12 protein-coding genes, 1 tRNA gene and 3 pseudogenes are annotated in these 16916 nt (G+C 51.3%); 9 read left to right on the top strand and 7 right to left on the bottom strand.

The features are described from left to right. Positions 1-341 precede the first annotated feature (341 nt). Complete coding sequence (locus N1689_RS11800) at positions 342-1217, top strand: SMP-30/gluconolactonase/LRE family protein (RefSeq protein ID WP_260058960.1); 876 nt, start codon at positions 342-344, stop codon at positions 1215-1217. Positions 1218-1262: 45 nt separating this feature from the next. On the opposite strand, the gene N1689_RS11795 is transcribed toward N1689_RS11800, so the two are convergent. After that, the gene (locus tag N1689_RS11795) at positions 1263-2489 is read right to left on the bottom strand and encodes an MFS transporter (protein ID WP_222925169.1); all 1227 of its coding nucleotides are present in this window, start codon (positions 2487-2489) and stop codon (positions 1263-1265) included. Between the two features lie 284 nt (positions 2490-2773). On the opposite strand from N1689_RS11795, the gene N1689_RS11790 reads away from it, so the two are divergent. Continuing rightward, positions 2774-3007 (top strand): hypothetical protein, encoded by a 234-nt coding sequence (locus tag N1689_RS11790; protein WP_090958994.1) that lies wholly within the window; start codon positions 2774-2776, stop codon positions 3005-3007. Positions 3008-3042: 35 nt separating this feature from the next. Here the strand turns inward: N1689_RS11790 and N1689_RS11785 are convergent, their stop codons facing one another. Further along, the gene (locus N1689_RS11785) at positions 3043-3942 is read right to left on the bottom strand and encodes a DMT family transporter (protein ID WP_222925170.1); all 900 of its coding nucleotides are present in this window, start codon (positions 3940-3942) and stop codon (positions 3043-3045) included. 177 nt (positions 3943-4119) lie between these two features. Here N1689_RS11785 and N1689_RS11780 point away from each other — a divergent pair, with 177 nt between their 5' ends. From N1689_RS11780 to N1689_RS11750, 7 genes and pseudogenes are all read left to right on the top strand, one after another. Then, entirely contained in the window at positions 4120-4989 is an 870-nt protein-coding gene (locus N1689_RS11780; RefSeq protein WP_161735049.1) for a helix-turn-helix domain-containing protein, read from the top strand. Positions 4990-5555: 566 nt separating this feature from the next. Continuing rightward, positions 5556-6056 carry a type VI secretion system contractile sheath small subunit gene (gene tssB / locus N1689_RS11775; RefSeq protein ID WP_161736652.1) on the top strand — a complete coding sequence of 167 codons (501 nt, stop codon included), beginning with the start codon at positions 5556-5558 and terminating at the stop codon, positions 6054-6056. Between the two features lie 33 nt (positions 6057-6089). After that, entirely contained in the window at positions 6090-7637 is a 1548-nt protein-coding gene (tssC, locus tag N1689_RS11770) for a type VI secretion system contractile sheath large subunit (RefSeq protein ID WP_260058954.1), read from the top strand. An 18-nt stretch (positions 7638-7655) separates the two neighbouring features. Next, positions 7656-8081, top strand: a complete 426-nt coding sequence (gene tssK / locus N1689_RS11765; protein WP_260058953.1) for a type VI secretion system baseplate subunit TssK — start codon at positions 7656-7658, stop codon at positions 8079-8081. Then, positions 7972-9771 (top strand): annotated as a pseudogene (locus N1689_RS11760) (ImcF-related family protein); the annotation flags it as partial. The gene tssK and the pseudogene N1689_RS11760, both read left to right, overlap by 110 nt. Next, positions 9771-10181, top strand: a pseudogene (locus tag N1689_RS22110) (VRR-NUC domain-containing protein); the annotation flags it as partial. The pseudogenes N1689_RS11760 and N1689_RS22110, both read left to right, overlap by 1 nt. Beyond that, positions 10181-11272 (top strand): annotated as a pseudogene (locus tag N1689_RS11750) (VasL domain-containing protein); the annotation flags it as partial. The pseudogenes N1689_RS22110 and N1689_RS11750, both read left to right, overlap by 1 nt. 227 nt (positions 11273-11499) lie before the next feature. Here N1689_RS11750 and N1689_RS11745 read toward each other — a convergent pair. From N1689_RS11745 to N1689_RS11725, 5 genes are all read right to left on the bottom strand, one after another. Next, positions 11500-11574, bottom strand: a tRNA-Arg gene (locus N1689_RS11745). 161 nt (positions 11575-11735) lie between these two features. After that, entirely contained in the window at positions 11736-12812 is a 1077-nt protein-coding gene (locus tag N1689_RS11740; protein ID WP_161733460.1) for a fimbrial protein, read from the bottom strand. Further along, positions 12797-15181: a fimbria/pilus outer membrane usher protein gene (locus N1689_RS11735; protein WP_260058949.1), complete on the bottom strand. Its 2385-nt coding sequence runs from the start codon at positions 15179-15181 to the stop codon at positions 12797-12799. Before N1689_RS11735 ends, N1689_RS11740 begins: the two co-directional genes overlap by 16 nt. A gap of 53 nt (positions 15182-15234) precedes the next feature. Continuing rightward, positions 15235-15942: a molecular chaperone gene (locus N1689_RS11730; RefSeq protein ID WP_161733456.1), complete on the bottom strand. Its 708-nt coding sequence runs from the start codon at positions 15940-15942 to the stop codon at positions 15235-15237. Positions 15943-15996: 54 nt separating this feature from the next. Continuing rightward, complete coding sequence (locus N1689_RS11725; protein WP_161733454.1) at positions 15997-16599, bottom strand: fimbrial protein; 603 nt, start codon at positions 16597-16599, stop codon at positions 15997-15999. Positions 16600-16916 lie beyond the last annotated feature (317 nt).

Below are 16916 nucleotides of genomic sequence, written 5' to 3'. Positions count from 1 at the left end.
GTGTCTGGGGCTGATGATACAACCACTTAATAAGGTCATCAGCGCAACCACCGAAGCGACTTTAATTAATCTCTTCATCGGAAGCTTCTCCTCTTTTCCAATGACTATGACACTACGCTGTAAAAGTGGAGTGAAGATGCAGGCTTTGTAGAGTTATTTAAGAAGATATGACGGAATATTTCAGATCGCTCTGTTCTTCAGCGGCAGGAAATAAAAAAATCGGAATCAACTGAATAATAAATACTATCAAAGAGAATAGTCTTAAAATCAAGCGAAAATAATTCTCATTTGAAAGTTTTTACCACTACATTATTAGCATGTCATTTCAATGGGAGAGAAACATGGCGCATAACGTAAAAAATATTCTGGCTTTACAGGCTGAACTGGGCGAATGCCCGCTCTGGTCAGTGGAAGAACAGGTGCTGTACTGTGTCGATATTCTGGCATCCGCCATTCACCGTTTTGATCCGGTCAGCGGTGAACTGCAAACCTTCCCGCAGGCGGAAGAGGTGGGATGCATCGGTCTGCGTGAGCAGGGCGGGCTGATAGCCGCATTGCGCAACGGTGTCTGGCTGCTGGATGCGCAGGGTAAACCCGAGAAAAAGATTGCAGAGAATCCCGGTGTGGCCGCTAAGAGTCGATTTAATGATGGCCGTGTGGATCCGTGGGGTAACTTCTGGTGCGGCAGCCTGTGGGAACCGCAGGATAAAAATGGCGGGCTGCTGTGCCGCGTGACGCCTGACCTGAAACTGGAGGTCAAAGCGCGTGATATTAAAATTTCCAATGGGCTGGCCTTCTCTCCCGACCTGCGCTGGATGTATCACAGTGACACGCCGAATGAATCGCTCTATCGCTATCCATTAAACGCGCAGGGCGAACCGGGCGAACGCACCCTGTTCCGCCGTTTCGACGCGAAAGGTGGATTACCGGATGGTGCCGCGGTGGATAGCGAAGGTTTCTACTGGTCAGCACAGTTTGATGGCGGACGCGTGGTGCGTATCGATCCGCAGAGCAGTGACATTGTCGATGAGATTCTGCTGCCGGTGAAGTGGCCAACCATGGTGGCCTTTGGCGGGGCCGATCTTAAAACGCTGTTTATTACCAGTTCACGTGAAGATCGCACCAAAGAGGAACTGGCGCGCTATCCGCAGTCCGGCGATATCTTTGCCGTGGACGTCGCGGTGGCAGGAATAGCAGAGCCGCGATTCCGCGGCTAAACGTTAACGGGCCGCGTAATGGCGGCCCGTGGTCGTTGCCCGTGATTAGTGACGTTGCAACACAGGTTCTGTTGTGACGGGACTTTGCGGCAGGCGAATGGTAAGCGACAGAAACAGGGAGATGACCAGTAGCGTCATAATCAGGCTGAAGGTAACGGTGAAACCACCAAACAGCGAGGCGACCAGCGATCCCAGCACGCTTCCGATACCAAAGCCCAGGTAGAGCAGGCCATAGTTTTTTGTCAGGTTGTTGAGTCCAAAGAAGTCACTGACCAGCGACGGGAACACCGTAATGGTCCCGCCAAAGCTGAAGGCCACACAGGCGAGTGACAGGAAGAAGGTGACCTCATTCATCCGGGTAAACAGCAGCACACTCATACCAATCAGCGACACAATTTGCGCCAGCGAAATGACCCGGATGCGCAGCATTTTGTCAGAGAGCACACCCAGCACCAGACGGCCACTCAGGTTGGCAATTGCAATCACCGTTACCGCGCTGGCAGCAGTCTGCGTGGAGAGATGCACCAGACCTTCGCCGATATCTTTGGCAACCCCTATCACATAGAGTCCACTCATACAGGCGGTCAGGAACATCAGCGCCAGCATCCAGTACTGCGGCAGACGCACTGACTGGGCCAGCGTGTAATCCCGCGCATGTTGCTGACCTTTAGCGGTGGTTCCGGTCTGTTGCAGTGGCGCTTCACGCATCAGCAGCGCACCGAGAATAATCATCGACATGGCCAGCACGCCCCATATCATAAAGGTTTGCTCCAGACCGACCGTCACCAGCAGTGTTCCGCAGATAAACTTGAATCCCAGACTGCCAAGGCCGTAAGCGCCAATTGCACAGGCCGAGATCATCCCCTTACGCTCCGGGAACCATTTCACACAGTTTGAGAGCGTCATCAGATAACCGGCGCCATCGGCCAGACCAACCAACAGTCCGGCACTGAAGTAGAGCATCATCAGGTTATTAGCCTGCGCGGTGAGCCAGAAGCCCAGCGCCATCAGTACACCCGCGCCAATAGTGACGCGGCGTACGCCAAAACGTTCCTGTAATTTTCCGGCCAGTGAAGAGGCGATAGCCAGACCCAGGCTCAGCAGGCCAAAGGAAAATGCGACCTGACTGATCGGTGCATCCAGCTTCTGTGACAGCTGGCCGTTAAACAAACTCCATGTATAAACTGACCCCAGCGCAAACTGAGTAATAACCGTTCCGAACAATGTAAGCCAGCGGGAACGCTGGTAAGACGCCTGTTGAGTCTGGTTCATAATTTATCTCTCCCGTCCGGGAATCTGGAAACTGCGGTCAGAATAAAACAGTGATTCGCGCGCGTGAGCAGCAAAGGTATGAACGGAACGTATCAGGGAATGAAATGCCATTCAGGCGGTATGAATGACATCAAAAGGGGGCGCGACACTGCGTCACTAGTAAGCAAAGTGGCATGTTAATGATTAAGCGTAATTAGCCGTAAGATAATGTTTCAGATAGCTCTTTCTGTGAGCAGGTTTACAGATTATTTGCCATGCTTACAGTTCACTTAACAGGAGGAAATATGAAAGACCGGACATATGAATCCAGTACCAGTGAGGATGACGTTTGCTGCATCATCGGTCAGGCGGTGATTGAACTCAGTACAGAACAACAGCCTGTGACCAAATCGACGCTGGCATTAAAACTGCTGTCGATGGCCGATCGTGATAGTGACGATGAGCGTGTTCTGCTTTACTGGATTGCGCGTAAAGCGATCAATCAACCACAGAAACTTCTTCAGCAGCAGTGGGCGTAATGCCCATCCGGACGCGGGTCTGAGCCCGCTCCGTGTCAGGTAGTGACCCGGCAATGGCTTGCCGGCCAGCGGGCAAACATCACGATATTGCCCAGCAGAATCATGACAAGGCCAGGGATGGCGCTGACATGCCACTCATACCCCTCAAAGCGCGTAGAGAGTGCCAGCGCAACCAGCGGAAACAGGACCGTTGTATAGGCAGCCCGACTGGCGCCGATGCGTCCCGCCAGTGTGAAGTAAGCGCCGAAACCCATCACCGATCCCACGATAGCCAGATAGAGCAATGCCCCAAACCACTGTGTATTCCATGTCGGCTGCAGCGAAACACCCTGCAGCAGCGAGACCAGTGCCATGATCAGCGCACCGTATAACATGCCGTAACTGTTAGTTGTCAGCACGTCACGTTGCAGACGCTGATGCCGCTGACTGATCATATTGCCGAATGAAAATCCCAGTGTGCCCAGCGCACTTAACCCAATGCCCCACATCAGCCCGGCAGAGGCCTGCGTGCTGCGCAGATCGTGCCAGAACAACGCCACAATGCCTGCCATGCCCAGCACGATGGCCGGAATCAGACGTGCGGAAGGGCGCTGACGGAAAAATATCCAGCTGTTAATGGCGTTATACATCACGGCCATCGAGAAAATGACCGACTCCAGTCCGCTGCTGATATAGCCGGAAGCGTAATAAAAGCAGACAAAGTTGAAGCCAAAGACGCTGCAGCCCTGGAGCATGCAGAAGAGATGATCGCGCAGCGTCAGCCTGTGCAGACGCTTTATCAGCTTAAGCAGCAATAACATGACCAGCGAGGCCAGCAAAAAACGCCAGAAGACAGCGACAGTTACGGCCCCTATGCCCGCAGACTGTTGCGCATAAATCGCAATCCAGGTCGTGCCCCAGATCAGCACGACTGAGAGATACAAAAACAGGTTCATTGCCAGATTCTCCACCCTAAAACGCCGAGTCTGCACCCGCAACGCTCCCTGGTCTTGCAGCGGATTGCGCAAGTTTTGCAAAATCTTGCGCATTTTTGCCGCCCGTCCCGATATGGCCTGTTTTCTGTCCCCTGCAATCCGTAAACTGGCCTTCTGTTTATCTGAACTGATGCTCCAATGCGTACCTATCAAACCTTTGAAATGCTGCAACGCCACAAAGCACAACTGCGTGATCAGGTGCAGCTTCACAGCGGCATTCAACTGGCAGCCTGGTTCAATAGTGGCGATCGCGTGACAAACCTCAGCGATCATCACACGCTGAGCCTTTACGTAGCGGGCGGCTACGATACCTGGCATAAAACCCCGCATGGCTGGCGTAACGGTGGCGCACCGGACCGCTTCTGTCTGATGCCGGCTGGCACGGAATCGACCTGGGATCTGCGTGCGGATCTCGCCTTTGTTCATCTCTATTGCAGCGAGAACCAGCTGCGGCAACTGGCCGAAAGGGTCTGGGACCGTAATCCGGCGCAGTTAAACCTGCATGAGAAAATCTTTTCTGTTGATGACCGCATTACCCAGCTCTATCGACACTTTCTGCTGAGCAGCGACTGGCAACAGCCCGCCAGCCAGCTGACGCTGAGCAGCGCATCAACACTCCTGCTGACCCATCTGCTGCAGCACTACAGTGAAGTTAAATGGCGACTGCCCCAGGTGCGGGGTGGACTCGCTCCAGTGGTATTACGGCGGGTTCTGGAATTTATTGAAACCCATCTCGATCAGCCTTTAACCCTGGCGGTGCTGGCGCAGGAAGCGGCATTGAGTGAGTTTCACTTTGCCCGCATGTTTCGTCATACCACTAGCGAGGCACCACACCAGTTCGTGATGCGCCGTCGTATGGATCGTGCAAGGATGTTGCTTGAGCGGCCCGAGCTGACGCTGACCGATATTGCCCTTCAGTGTGGTTACCACTCTTCAGCCCACTTCAGCCATCGTTTCCGGCAGGTTTATGGCATGACGCCCTCGGCGTGTCGTCGGGAAAGTCGATGAACTTCTTAGCGGTAACAGAAATATTAGCAGCGCATAATAGCGCCAAAAATCATTAACATTTCTTATTATAAAAACTAACCTGTTTGGGTGGGTTCCCGTTTTCACTTTCTGCCGTGATCCTGTAAAAAAAAGCATTAACCGCACTTTTTAGCTATGGGTCATTTTTCTGCTTAATCCCGCAATGAACTACTTACTGAAACATTTTTTATTCCCAGCTATCATGCGCCTCACAAGCAGAATCTTAAGAAAAATCTTATGTATCAAATCAGTATAAGATTTTTGCTGGCAACTTTATCCTGTTACATGTGGTTACATATTATCATTTCCTTTGGCTGACCCACTATTTTTAAACTCGCGCCATGAGTGTTTATCTGAAAAATGAATTTCGGATTTACGCTCTTTCATCACGTCATATCGCCAGTAAATGGAATGTACTCGCTTCTGACTGCAGGTTCTGCTTTTCAATGAATGTTTAATGGCAGGAATGTTTTATGGCAGGGTAAGCCGTTCTTAATATTTGACACTGGCTGTGACGGTTTCTATCACTCAATAGATTAGGGACAGCCATGTCTAACTCTTCTTTTCAGTCCGAAATACCAAAGGCACGCATTAATTTAAAGCTTGATTTGCATACGGGTGGAGCCAGCAAGAAAACCGAGCTTCCTCTGAAATTACTGGTGGCGGGCGACTTCAGTAATGGTCAGGAGTCTGCACCCCTGTCTGAGCGCAAAAAAGTTAGCCTGAACAAAAATAACTTCGACTCAGTTCTTTCCGAATATTCCCCAAAAGTCAATCTGACCGTTAAAAACACGCTTTCCGGTGACGGTAGCGAAGACAACATCAGCCTGACCTTCAAGAGCATGAAAGATTTCACCCCGGAGCAGGTTTCCCGACAAATCCCTCAGCTGAAGGCGATGCTTTCCATGCGCAACCTGCTGCGCGATTTAAAGGCAAACCTGCTGGACAATCAGGCTTTCCGAAAGGAGCTGGAAAAAATTCTGCTCGACCCGGCGTTAAGCGCAGAACTCAGAGCCGAACTTTCAGCCCTGGCACCTAAGCAGCCATAACGGTCACGATGATTTAACGGATTTAAAAGGAAGATGCTGATGTCTGTAAAAAATGAGAATGCCGCAGGTAGCGAGAGTGTGGTGCTGGAACGTCCTGCTGCGGGCGGGGTTTATGCCTCTCTGTTTGAAAAAATCAACCTGAATCCGGTCTCTGAGCTGAGTGCGCTGGATATCTGGCAGGACGCGCAGGCGATGTCGGATGCGACCGCGGATGAACGATTAACGGCCGGGATGCAGGTGTTCCTGGAGTGCCTGACAAAATCAGGCTCAAAGGTTGAAAAACTCGACAAAAACCTGATTGACCACCATATCGCGGAGCTGGACTACCAGATTAGCCGTCAGCTGGATGCGGTAATGCATAGCGAAGAATTCCAGGCAGTGGAGAGCCTGTGGCGCGGCGTGAAATCGCTGGTCGACAAAACCGATTTCCGCCAGAACGTGAAAGTTGAACTGCTGGATATGTCTAAAGAAGATCTGCGTCAGGACTTCGAAGACAGCCCGGAAATCATTCAGAGTGGACTGTATAAACACACATATATCGATGAGTATGACACACCGGGTGGAGAGCCGATCGCTGCGCTGATTTCCGCTTATGAGTTTGATGCGTCTGCGCAGGATGTCGCGCTCCTGCGCAACATCTCTAAAGTGTCTGCTGCAGCACATATGCCGTTTATCGGCTCTGCCGGCCCGAAATTTTTCCTCAAGGATTCGATGGAGGAAGTGGCGGCCATCAAGGACATTGGTAACTACTTCGACCGTGCGGAGTACATTAAGTGGAAATCCTTCCGTGAGACGGACGATGCCCGCTATATCGGCCTGGTGATGCCGCGCGTGCTGGGTCGCCTGCCGTATGGTCCGGATACCGTGCCGGTGCGGAGCTTCAACTACGTGGAAGAAGTCAAAGGCCCGGATCACGATAAGTACCTGTGGACCAACGCATCCTTCGCCTTTGCATCCAACATGGTTCGCAGCTTCATCAACAACGGCTGGTGTGTACAAATTCGTGGCCCGCAGGCCGGTGGTGCCGTGCAGGATCTGCCTATCCACCTGTATGACCTCGGCACAGGCAATCAGGTCAAGATTCCGTCCGAGGTGATGATCCCCGAGACCCGCGAGTTTGAATTCGCCAATCTCGGCTTCATTCCGCTCTCCTACTACAAGAACCGCGACTACGCGTGCTTCTTCTCGGCGAACTCGACCCAGAAACCAGCCCTGTATGACACCGCCGATGCAACGGCCAACAGCCGTATCAATGCCCGTCTGCCGTACATTTTCCTGCTGTCGCGTATTGCGCACTACCTGAAGCTCATTCAACGTGAAAATATCGGCACCACCAAAGACCGTCGTCTGCTGGAATTAGAACTCAATACCTGGGTGCGCAGTCTGGTGACCGAAATGACCGATCCGGGCGACGAACTGCAGGCTTCCCACCCGCTGCGTGACGCGAAAGTGGTGGTGGAAGACATTGAGGATAATCCGGGCTTCTTCCGCGTGAAGCTGTACGCCGTGCCACACTTCCAGGTGGAAGGGATGGACGTCAACCTGTCGCTGGTTTCCCAGATGCCGAAAGCCAAATCCTAAGGCGAGGGGAAATCAGGGATGAAAATTCATCGTCCGTTATGGAATGAAGGGGCGCTTCTGGCCCCTCAGCAGTTCCAGCAGCAGTCTGAATGGGATGCATTTTCCCGGGCCGGTATTGCCGCCCGCGGAAATGCTTTCCCCTGGGGGGTTGGTCGGGTTGAGCTTGATGACGCGATGCTGGCCTCCGGCCGCGTGCAGGCGCAGTCACTTCGTCTCTGGCTACCGGATGACACACTGGTTGATACCCGATTCAGTGACCTGCCTCCGGAGCCACGTGAAATCGAGGCACCGGCTTCTGCCGGCAATGCCCCGGTGACAGTATATGTGGCGTTGGCCACACCGCAGCGGCGTGCCGGAAAGCGTGTGGCAGACCCAGGCACCGAAGCTGCTCGGCTTCTGGACGCAGAATCTGTCGGCACACCCGGAATGGAAAATTACCCCTGACCGCGAACTGGTGGGTACGGTGCGCCAGATTTTGCTCAAACAAATTGGTCAGCGTAACGCCGAATCCGGTCTGTACCAGGAGATGCTCGGGCGCATTGCCCGAAACTGGCCGGATTTAACCCTGGCAGATATGACCGGCGACACGGACGCGTCAACCCTGTTTTCTTCTGAACAAGTGGTGCCGGGGATGTTTACCCGTCAGGCATGGGAAGAGCAGGTTGAAGATGCGATTGATGAAGTGGTGAAGACCCGCCGCGATGAAATCGACTGGGTGCTGACCGACAAAACCCATCAGCCGGGCAGTGATGTGTCACCGGAAGCGCTGAAACAGCGCCTGACTGAGCGTTATTTCACCGACTTTGGCAACGCCTGGCTCAACATGGCCAACAGCATTCAGTGGCACGAAGCGTCATCGCTTTCGGAGGCCATTGCGCAGCTGAATCTGCTGGCGGATGTGCGTCAGTCCCCTCTGGTGGCGCTGATGAATACGCTTGCCTGGCAGGGACAGACGGGTGCCAAAGAAGAAGCCCTGGCTGACACCCTGGTGGACTCGGCGAAAAAACTGGTGGGGCGTCAGAAGAGTGCAAAACAATTTATTGAACAGGCGCAGGGGCCGAAAGGGCCGCTGGACGGCGTCTTTGGGCCGCTCACGGGGCTGATGGCCGGCAAGGACGGTACCGGCTCAAACGGTAACCTCAGCTTCCAGTCCTGGCTTGCCCGTGTAACCCAGGTGCGTCTCAAGCTGCAGCAGGTGACCAGCGCCCCTGATCCGCAGGCGATGGCGCAGATGCTGGCCCAGACTGTTTTCCAGGGAAAAGCCATTGACCTGACCGACACCCGTGACTACGGCTCTCTGGTAGCGGCAAGTCTCGGGCAGGAGTGGAACGGTTTCGGGCAGTCATTGTTTGTGCAGCCGCTCGATTTGGCCTGGCGTCAGGTGCTGGCTCCGGCGGCAGGCAGCCTCAATGCCCGCTGGCAGAGCACCATTGTTTCGCAGTGGAACACCGCCTTTGCCGGACGCTATCCGTTTAAGGCCACCGGCAGCGATGCTTCACTGCCACTGCTGGCCCAGTTCCTGCGCAGCGACTCCGGGCGTATCGCGGAATTTATCAAAAACAATCTCGGCGGCATGCTGCATCAGGAAGGCAGTCACTGGGTGGTGAATCCGGCTGCCAGCCAGGGAATGAGCATCAGCCCTGCGTTTCTCGCCGCCATCAATAAGCTTGCCGATATCTCGGATATTGTCTTTGCCCAGGGCGATGCCGGGGTTCATTTCGAACTGATGGCCCGACCGTCACGCGATGTGGCCCGCACCCAGCTGACGCTCGATGGTCAGAAACTGGATTACTTCAACCAGATGGAAAGCTGGCAGAGTTTCACCTGGCCGGGGAATACTTACTATCCGGGTGTCGATTTGAGCTGGCGTTCAGTGAACACCGAAATGCGCCTGTATGAAAGCAACCAGGGGAACTGGGGCTTCATCCGCCTGCTGGATAAGGCGCTGATCACCCCGCTAGACAGCAGCCGTACCCAACTGGTGTGGATCACGCCGGACGGTAATCCTCTGAAATTTATCATGCGCAGTGAGCTTAGCAACGGGCCACTGGCGCTGCTCGAACTGCAGGGCTTCAGTCTGCCACAGACTATTTTTTCCGTGGGCGCGACTGACGGCTCACTCACCCTTGTGTAATGGAACCGCCCGATTTACCCGATACCCCGGGCGTTGACATTCCCACCGGGACCAATAATCAGCCGTGGGACTGTACGACAACCGGCGTTGAGATGGTGGAGAAACAGTCGCGTTTGCCGACGAGCGATAACCGGCAATACCTGCACATCAAGGTGGAGTACGCGATGCGTTTTCCACGGTTGTCGGCAGAAATCCGTCGCAACGGCAAAAGCTATCAAATGAGCCTGAAGCAACTGATGCTCAGTGGACTTATTCGCGTGGATGAAATCAAACGAGATTATCGGTGGTGGTATAAAGCCGAAGTCCCGTTTGATATGCGCACCACTCCGCCACGTCCATTTCTCAGCAGTTCGTTACTGGGTGAATGCGCAGGCAGGCGGCACACCACCAATCCTTTCCCGGTGCCGGGCAGCCAGTCCATGCGCGCATGGAAATCCTCAGCAGCCTGAGTCAGCGCCTGCAGCAACGGATGCGCTCGCTGCCGCTGAATTACAGCGACCTCAGCCACCTGTATCGGGCGGAGCAACTGCTTACCGGACTCGGAGAGGTACTGCAGCGTCTGGAACTTAAGCATCTGAGTCAGCTCGATACGTTGCGTACCCTGATGCACAACAGTGCTGTCCGGCTGGAAAACAGCGATGGCATAACCAGCAGCGGGTCGAACATTCAGCCAGGTATCGTGTTGGCTGCCACCGTGATGAATGATGCGACAGCATCCACCAGAGACTTTGCTGGTGATCCGGATGAAGATACGCCAGAGAGTGCAGTGAAGAGGGCTTACGTTGCGCAGTCGGAACAGCAGCCGAATGTGGAAGTGCTGGCAACTATGCCCACTCCGATAAAAAAATGGAAATCCTTCTCCGCCGGGATGTGTACCATGCTGGTAATAAGCATAGTTTCAGTGTGGAGCTGGCATTTTCTTCACCGGCCAGACCCTCTACAGAATCAGCTTGCTGCTTCACTGGCTCCGTTCCCTGCACCTCTCACGTCTGAACAGTTGGGGATGTTGCGTCAGCAGACTCCGTTACCGCAGGATCTTATCGCACAGACACAGCGGCAGCTTGCCCGACTGGATAAGTTGCCGCCTGGCTGGAATATGGACTTCAGTCGACAGCTTGTAAAACAGGCGCAGGTGCTTTCGCCAGAGCAGGCTAAACCTCTGGCACAAAACTGGCAGCAGCAACTCAAGGCGATTGCATTACCGACAGAACATCTTGCTGACTGGTATCAGGGAATGACAACGCTACAAAAACTCAGCGACAGACTTAACGGGCTTGATGAGCAGAAAGGTAAATACGTAACGGTCAGTGAGCTGAAGTCAGTCGTTTTTTCAGCCATGCAGTCTTTCAGCCAATCGATACCGGCTGAAGAGCAGCTAAGGGCATTGTCACAAAATCCCGCAGGCGAACCTCTGCCTGCTGCTGCCAAAGCTCAGCTGGAGATGCACCTGAAGCAACTGATTGCCCGTTATGCAGAAATAAAACAGAATGCATCTAAATAAAAAATATCTGAAGCATTCGATGCAGCCAATTACCCATACCCGGCCGGTCATGATTACAACGCATTCGCAGGTGTTCATTCATTTGTCTGAAGAGCATAGCCATAGCCGTTAAGCAATCAATGGTAAGTGAGCAGAGAAAAGGCAAAGGGGGGTAGCCGTCATTAATGGCCTGATGTTAATTTTTAAGGGTTTTAAATGATGGGGGCGTTTTCAAAAGAGGAGAAGTCTGGTGTCCCCTGCAGGAATCGAACCTGCAACTAGCCCTTAGGAGGGGCTCGTTATATCCATTTAACTAAGAGGACCGCGGCGTGCAGTATAGCGAAAGAGGTCTGAAGATTCACCAGGTTGCCGTGCGTTTGCTCATTCCGCCAGCAACACTGCTTTTATGTCTTCCTTCTGCTGCTATTCAGGTCGTGACGGCGAAGGTGCTAAACCCAAAATAAGCGCATCGCCGCCAGTAAGCTTACTCATATTCCATATAGATAATAATGGTGCCGACCACGGTGCCAGGTGATGCATTCGCTGCATCAAAAATTTTATAGCGTGCACCAATATCGATCGCCGTCAGCGATGAAACGAGATCTTTGCCTTTGGTCATCGCTGCCAGTGAGGTTGATGCGGAGTCATAACCGGTCGTGAATTTCAATGGATCAGAAAGGGTATTAAACAGCTGAAAGCCGATGCCTGAAGAGGTGGAAGAGGCATTCCTGACGATGTAGTTAGCACTATCAACAATATCGTTACTGTAGGCACGCAGGTTAAACGTTTTCGTTGCCTTACTGTCAATGCTTCCACTGCAGGAGAGGGGAATAGAGAAGCGCGTATCCGAGTAATCACCGGATTTAAGGGTAAACAGCGTTGTAGAAGGCAGGGTGAACTGCTGATTCTGGATGCTGCAGGTCGTGCTGACCGGCACAAATGAGATATCGATCGACGCAAATCCTTTTAGATCGATATAAGAAGCGGACGCGGCTGCAGCTTTAGTCGCTACCAGACCACGAAGCGCACTGGCAGTAGGATAAGCAGTACTGCCGTTCGATGAGATCAAATACATCAATGGAAGTTCTGTCTTGCCATTGGTGGTGGCAGTATCATAAGTAGTGCTGTCTGTTATTTCAGCATGAATTGTAATGTCAGTATCAAAATCGGAAGCCGGATAATCCTGTGACAGTCCCGCACTAAAATTTTTACTGGTCACCGGAAGAGATGCCGTAAATTTGATGTAATTTTCCTGGTCGCCTGTCGTGAATTTTACTGTGTAGCCGCCTTCAAGACCGTTACGGTAATAGAGGGTTTCACCACCATTGGCACAGCCCAGTTTAAATGCCGAAAAATTTGAGCTACTGGTGACGGAATAACTGCTTGCCAGTGAAAGCATATTAGCCAGATCAATATCACTTGTTGTGGAAGTGGCAACAGTCGCCTTATCAGTAGCCAGCGTATAAGGGTTACAATATGCCAGCGCCTGATTAATTGAAACGATGGCGAGTGCGAAAAATAATCCCGAGGCGATTAACAGATTCTTTATAAACGTGTGCATAGATTATCTCCGGTGAGAACCGCGTTTTTAATTACGCAGGACTGCTGTTTATCGGTCCGTGCCAGAATATAGTCAGGCAGGGTATCGGCTTTAACGTAAATAAGCCCACCCTGCGCCACATACCCTAATTCGCCACCTTTACGGTCGAACAGAGCGGCACCAAACGCCAGCGGCGTTCCATCTGTATAGCGCGCCTGCAGAGAAAAGGTTTTACGGGTATCCGTAATGTATTTCACATAAGAAATACTGCCTTTCCACGGCGCAATTTTTTTAATATTCCCCTGAATATCACTGGCTGATTCAGAGTTAAGATAAAACGTATTTTTACGCCACGGCGTCGCGAAGGGCACCAGCGCCTTACCCTGACTGTTAGTATAAATTGTCGCGTTACCATTAACTTTCGCACCCGCAACGCCTGGCGCATCAATAATCACGAAGTGATTACCGGTCTGTGGTGACGTTAGCAAGCCGTGCTGAGAGAGCAGAATCGTTCCCGAAGCCGTCGCGCCATATTGGGTATATTTCTCGCCCTGTGTCAGATTCCCGGTAAAGGTCGACCACGGAGAGGCATAAGAGAAATAACCGCCGGATGAGGCACCGTCACGGCTTCGATTATTCACTAACAGGTTATACCTGAACGCGTCTGAAACCTTTTCATTCCAGCCCAGCGAGGCGCTTGACTGGCTTCCCTCAACACTGGATGAAGCACTGACTGTGCCATCGTGCCCAAATAGGCTCCAGGGAATGCTGAGTGTTAAACTGGCGTACTCTTCCTGGCGATAAACCGCCTTACTGCGATTCTCTTCATACAGTTCAGCATTGGTATAGATTCTTTTGCCTGCGTTAACTGACCAGGAAATCTGATTATAAGTATTGCTCCATCCCACACTAAACTGGCGAGAGACTTTTTCGGTATTCCAGTAACCCACAGCGTACAGGCTGGCGTTTAACCTGCCGAAACCGGCTGGCAATTGTTGATCAATTGCCAGGTTCAGACTGTTCTTTTCCTGAGCTCGATAGCCTATACGGTCACTGATATATTCAGCGGTAGTGTCTGCCTGACTCAGCGTAATGAAATTTTTGTCGCTGTAAGAGGCCGCAACAGTGACGGATGTTCGGGTTGGAAAATGTTTATTCAGTGCTACCCGGACTTTCTCACCCTGCTGCTTATCCTCTGCTAAATTCGCCTGGGTATATTGATAGCTGGTGGTGAGTGTTCCGAGCCACGGAACGAGCAGACCGGTACCAATCAGTCCGGACTGATATTTTTCGGCAGCTATGGCACCGGTCACCAGCGTCAGATAATTATTGATCCCCCGGCTGTACTCTGCCTGTAAAAAATTACTCTGTCTGAACAGGGCGTCACTTTTGAATTTACCGGTATACATTGCCCAGTCGGTTGAGCCGCTCCTGAGCAGGCTGCCTGCAGACGAATAAGGAATGACGGTTGTAGTTTTACTGCCATCCGCGTTTTCAATCACCAGATAGAGATCGGAACGTGAACCGGTTGGCATCAGATCACTAAACTCAAAAGGGCCCGCGGGTACGCTTTGCTGAAAAACGATCCGGTCATCCTGCAGCACTTTAACTATCGCATTGGTTTGTGCTATGCCGCTGATCACTGGCATATAAGTTCGGTAGCTGTCCGGCAGCATGCCGAGATCTTTAGTCAGACTCACGCCACGGAACTTTACACTGTCAAACCAGGATGAACTGGTATTATCTTCACCCACTTTAACCGTCGAGCTTATTGAAGGTAGAGATTTTTCAAGATAACGAGAACGGTTAATCCATCTTGAATCGGTCTGATTTCGATAATAGTAACTATTGTCGCGCAGATGCCAGTCAGCAACATTAAACCCGCTGTTCAGGGTCAGGTAGAGGTTCGACTGGTCATTACTGTTATTGTATTTTCCTCCGGAATAGATTGCGCTGTAATTAGTGAAAAGTCCGGTGATACCTTTATCCCACAGTTCCGGCGGCATCCAGTTGCGGTCGTGCGCAATAATACGAGCCTGCGGGACGGTAATATCCAGCTGGAAAATATCCTGACGAAACTTAAGCGCGTCGCCAGTGAGAATATCCTGCAGGTCAACCCAATCCTGGTTCAGCGGCGTCAGTATCTTATTGTGTGCGTCAGGGTCGCTTTTGATATCTAAAGCACTGATATCTTTTTTGGGAATAAGAAAGACGCCATTCCCTTCTACTCTTAGCTGATGATTACCTTTCCACTCTTTATTAACATAAATATCCACGCTGTAGACGCCAGGAGAGATAGGGTTTCTCTCACCGGACCAGGCTTCATTCGAGGCGCTACCGAGCATAAAGCCCTGATTAAATTCTTCCTCAGCATAGCTGCGAATACACACAGCGATGCTGATGAAAAGTAACGTTGTTTTTAAAAGAGTCAGTCTGGTGTTCATTAGCGGCTGATATCAACTGTTCTTAAGGTTCCGAAATCATCAATATATGTCAGATAAAATTTCCCCTGGATGGACAAGCCCGCAGACTTACCTGTCGAAGCGCAACTAAAGGGTTTTGCCAGCACGGTTTCCTGCAGCAGGTTATCTTTTTTGCTGCCATTCCTGACTTTGCTTAATCCTGCCACGGTGACGTAATAGGGCGAGCTATTATTAATACAAATACCATTATTATCATGGGTCAGCTTAAGATAATCCTGTAGTTTATTTTGATCGACACTCAGATTAGCGGGGCGATAAAAAACTTTGACGCGGTTTCTGACAGCGAACTGGAGGTAGCTACCGCTTTTATCTTTCGGGTTAGGTGGGATATCAATGAAATTCAGCCAGAAGAGGCTTTCACGATCTTTTGGCAGCGAGGCTGCCAGATTGTTTTTTACTACAGTCAGAATCTGGCCATCATTGGCGCCGATGCGCACTACCGAGGGTACGACAGCCAGTGCCAGCCGGAGGTTTTCAGGCTTCGCATCAGGATTTCCGTTGTCTATCCATGACTGAACGAGATGAGCTTCTGCTGATTTATTGACGAGCTGTACGTTGACGCTTTTCTTGTCACCACTATAGATAACACGCGTATTATTCATCACCACGCTGGCGTTTGCGCTTAATGAAATAATGCACAGCAATGTGCCTAAAGAAACGAGTTTCATTTTCAGTCCTCATTTTTAGACATCCTTGTCTGAGCGAAATATCCTGTTTTACAGTTAATCGTAATTGAAGGTATAAGTTGCAGTGGTCACTACTGAACCGGCTGTTACTGCTGCGCCACCGTAGTTGTAGTAGTTGGCATAGTAGTTAATAGCGCCAGAAGCTGGTGCGGTATCAAAGTTTGTACCATCTGAAGAGGTGGTTTTCAGGCCAGTGTCCAGCGCCGTGTTCAGGGTAACCAGCTGACTACCATCTTTAGTAATACCAATGCCTACACCGCTGGAGGTACCGGTTGTGTTTTTCAGGTAGGTGTTATCATCAGAAACATTTCCGCCTGAAAAGGTGATTTTCAGCGTTTGCGCTGTAGTGCTAGTGCTGTTGAAACCCGAACAGCCATCGACATTCAGCGTAAACTGTTTTGCATTCGTCGGAATGACACCGACCGTAGTTCCCATGTCGCTGCTGGTGACCGGATTTAAATCAACGGCGAAGTCACTTCCGCTGTTAGTTGTTACGTTACAGGTTGCATCAGTCACCGCACCGTAAAAGGTGATTGTGCCACCGCCGACGTCAGCGGTAGTCGAGGTGGCGAAAGCGACCTGGCAGGTCATTAACAGGGCAATTCCTGCAGTGATTTTATTAAACGCTAATTTTTTCATTTTTATAATCCTATTATTGAGTCTGATTAATGTGGCGTGCGTTGCTACATTAAAAAAGCTCTTAACGTGATGACGCAGGATTAATTACCCGGTCCTGGTTGTGTGTAATTAACAGGAAGTGGCCAGGCGCGAAAATAAATGTTTTTTCAGGACTTAACTTTTTCTCGCCTTAATAAAATTAAAGCGGAAAACTAAATAAGTTACCAGTCCGGTTTTTACAGCATCGCGTCAGGAATTAAGCTTTCCTGTTGGCGGTAAATGTAACAAAAAATCCGGTCGTGCAATATATGTTGAGGGTTATATATATTTATTCAAAT

Source organism: Pantoea sp. XY16 (assembly GCF_025153065.1).
GTDB lineage: Bacteria > Pseudomonadota > Gammaproteobacteria > Enterobacterales > Enterobacteriaceae > Pantoea > Pantoea alfalfae.
This window is presented reverse-complemented; position numbering and strand designations above follow the sequence as displayed.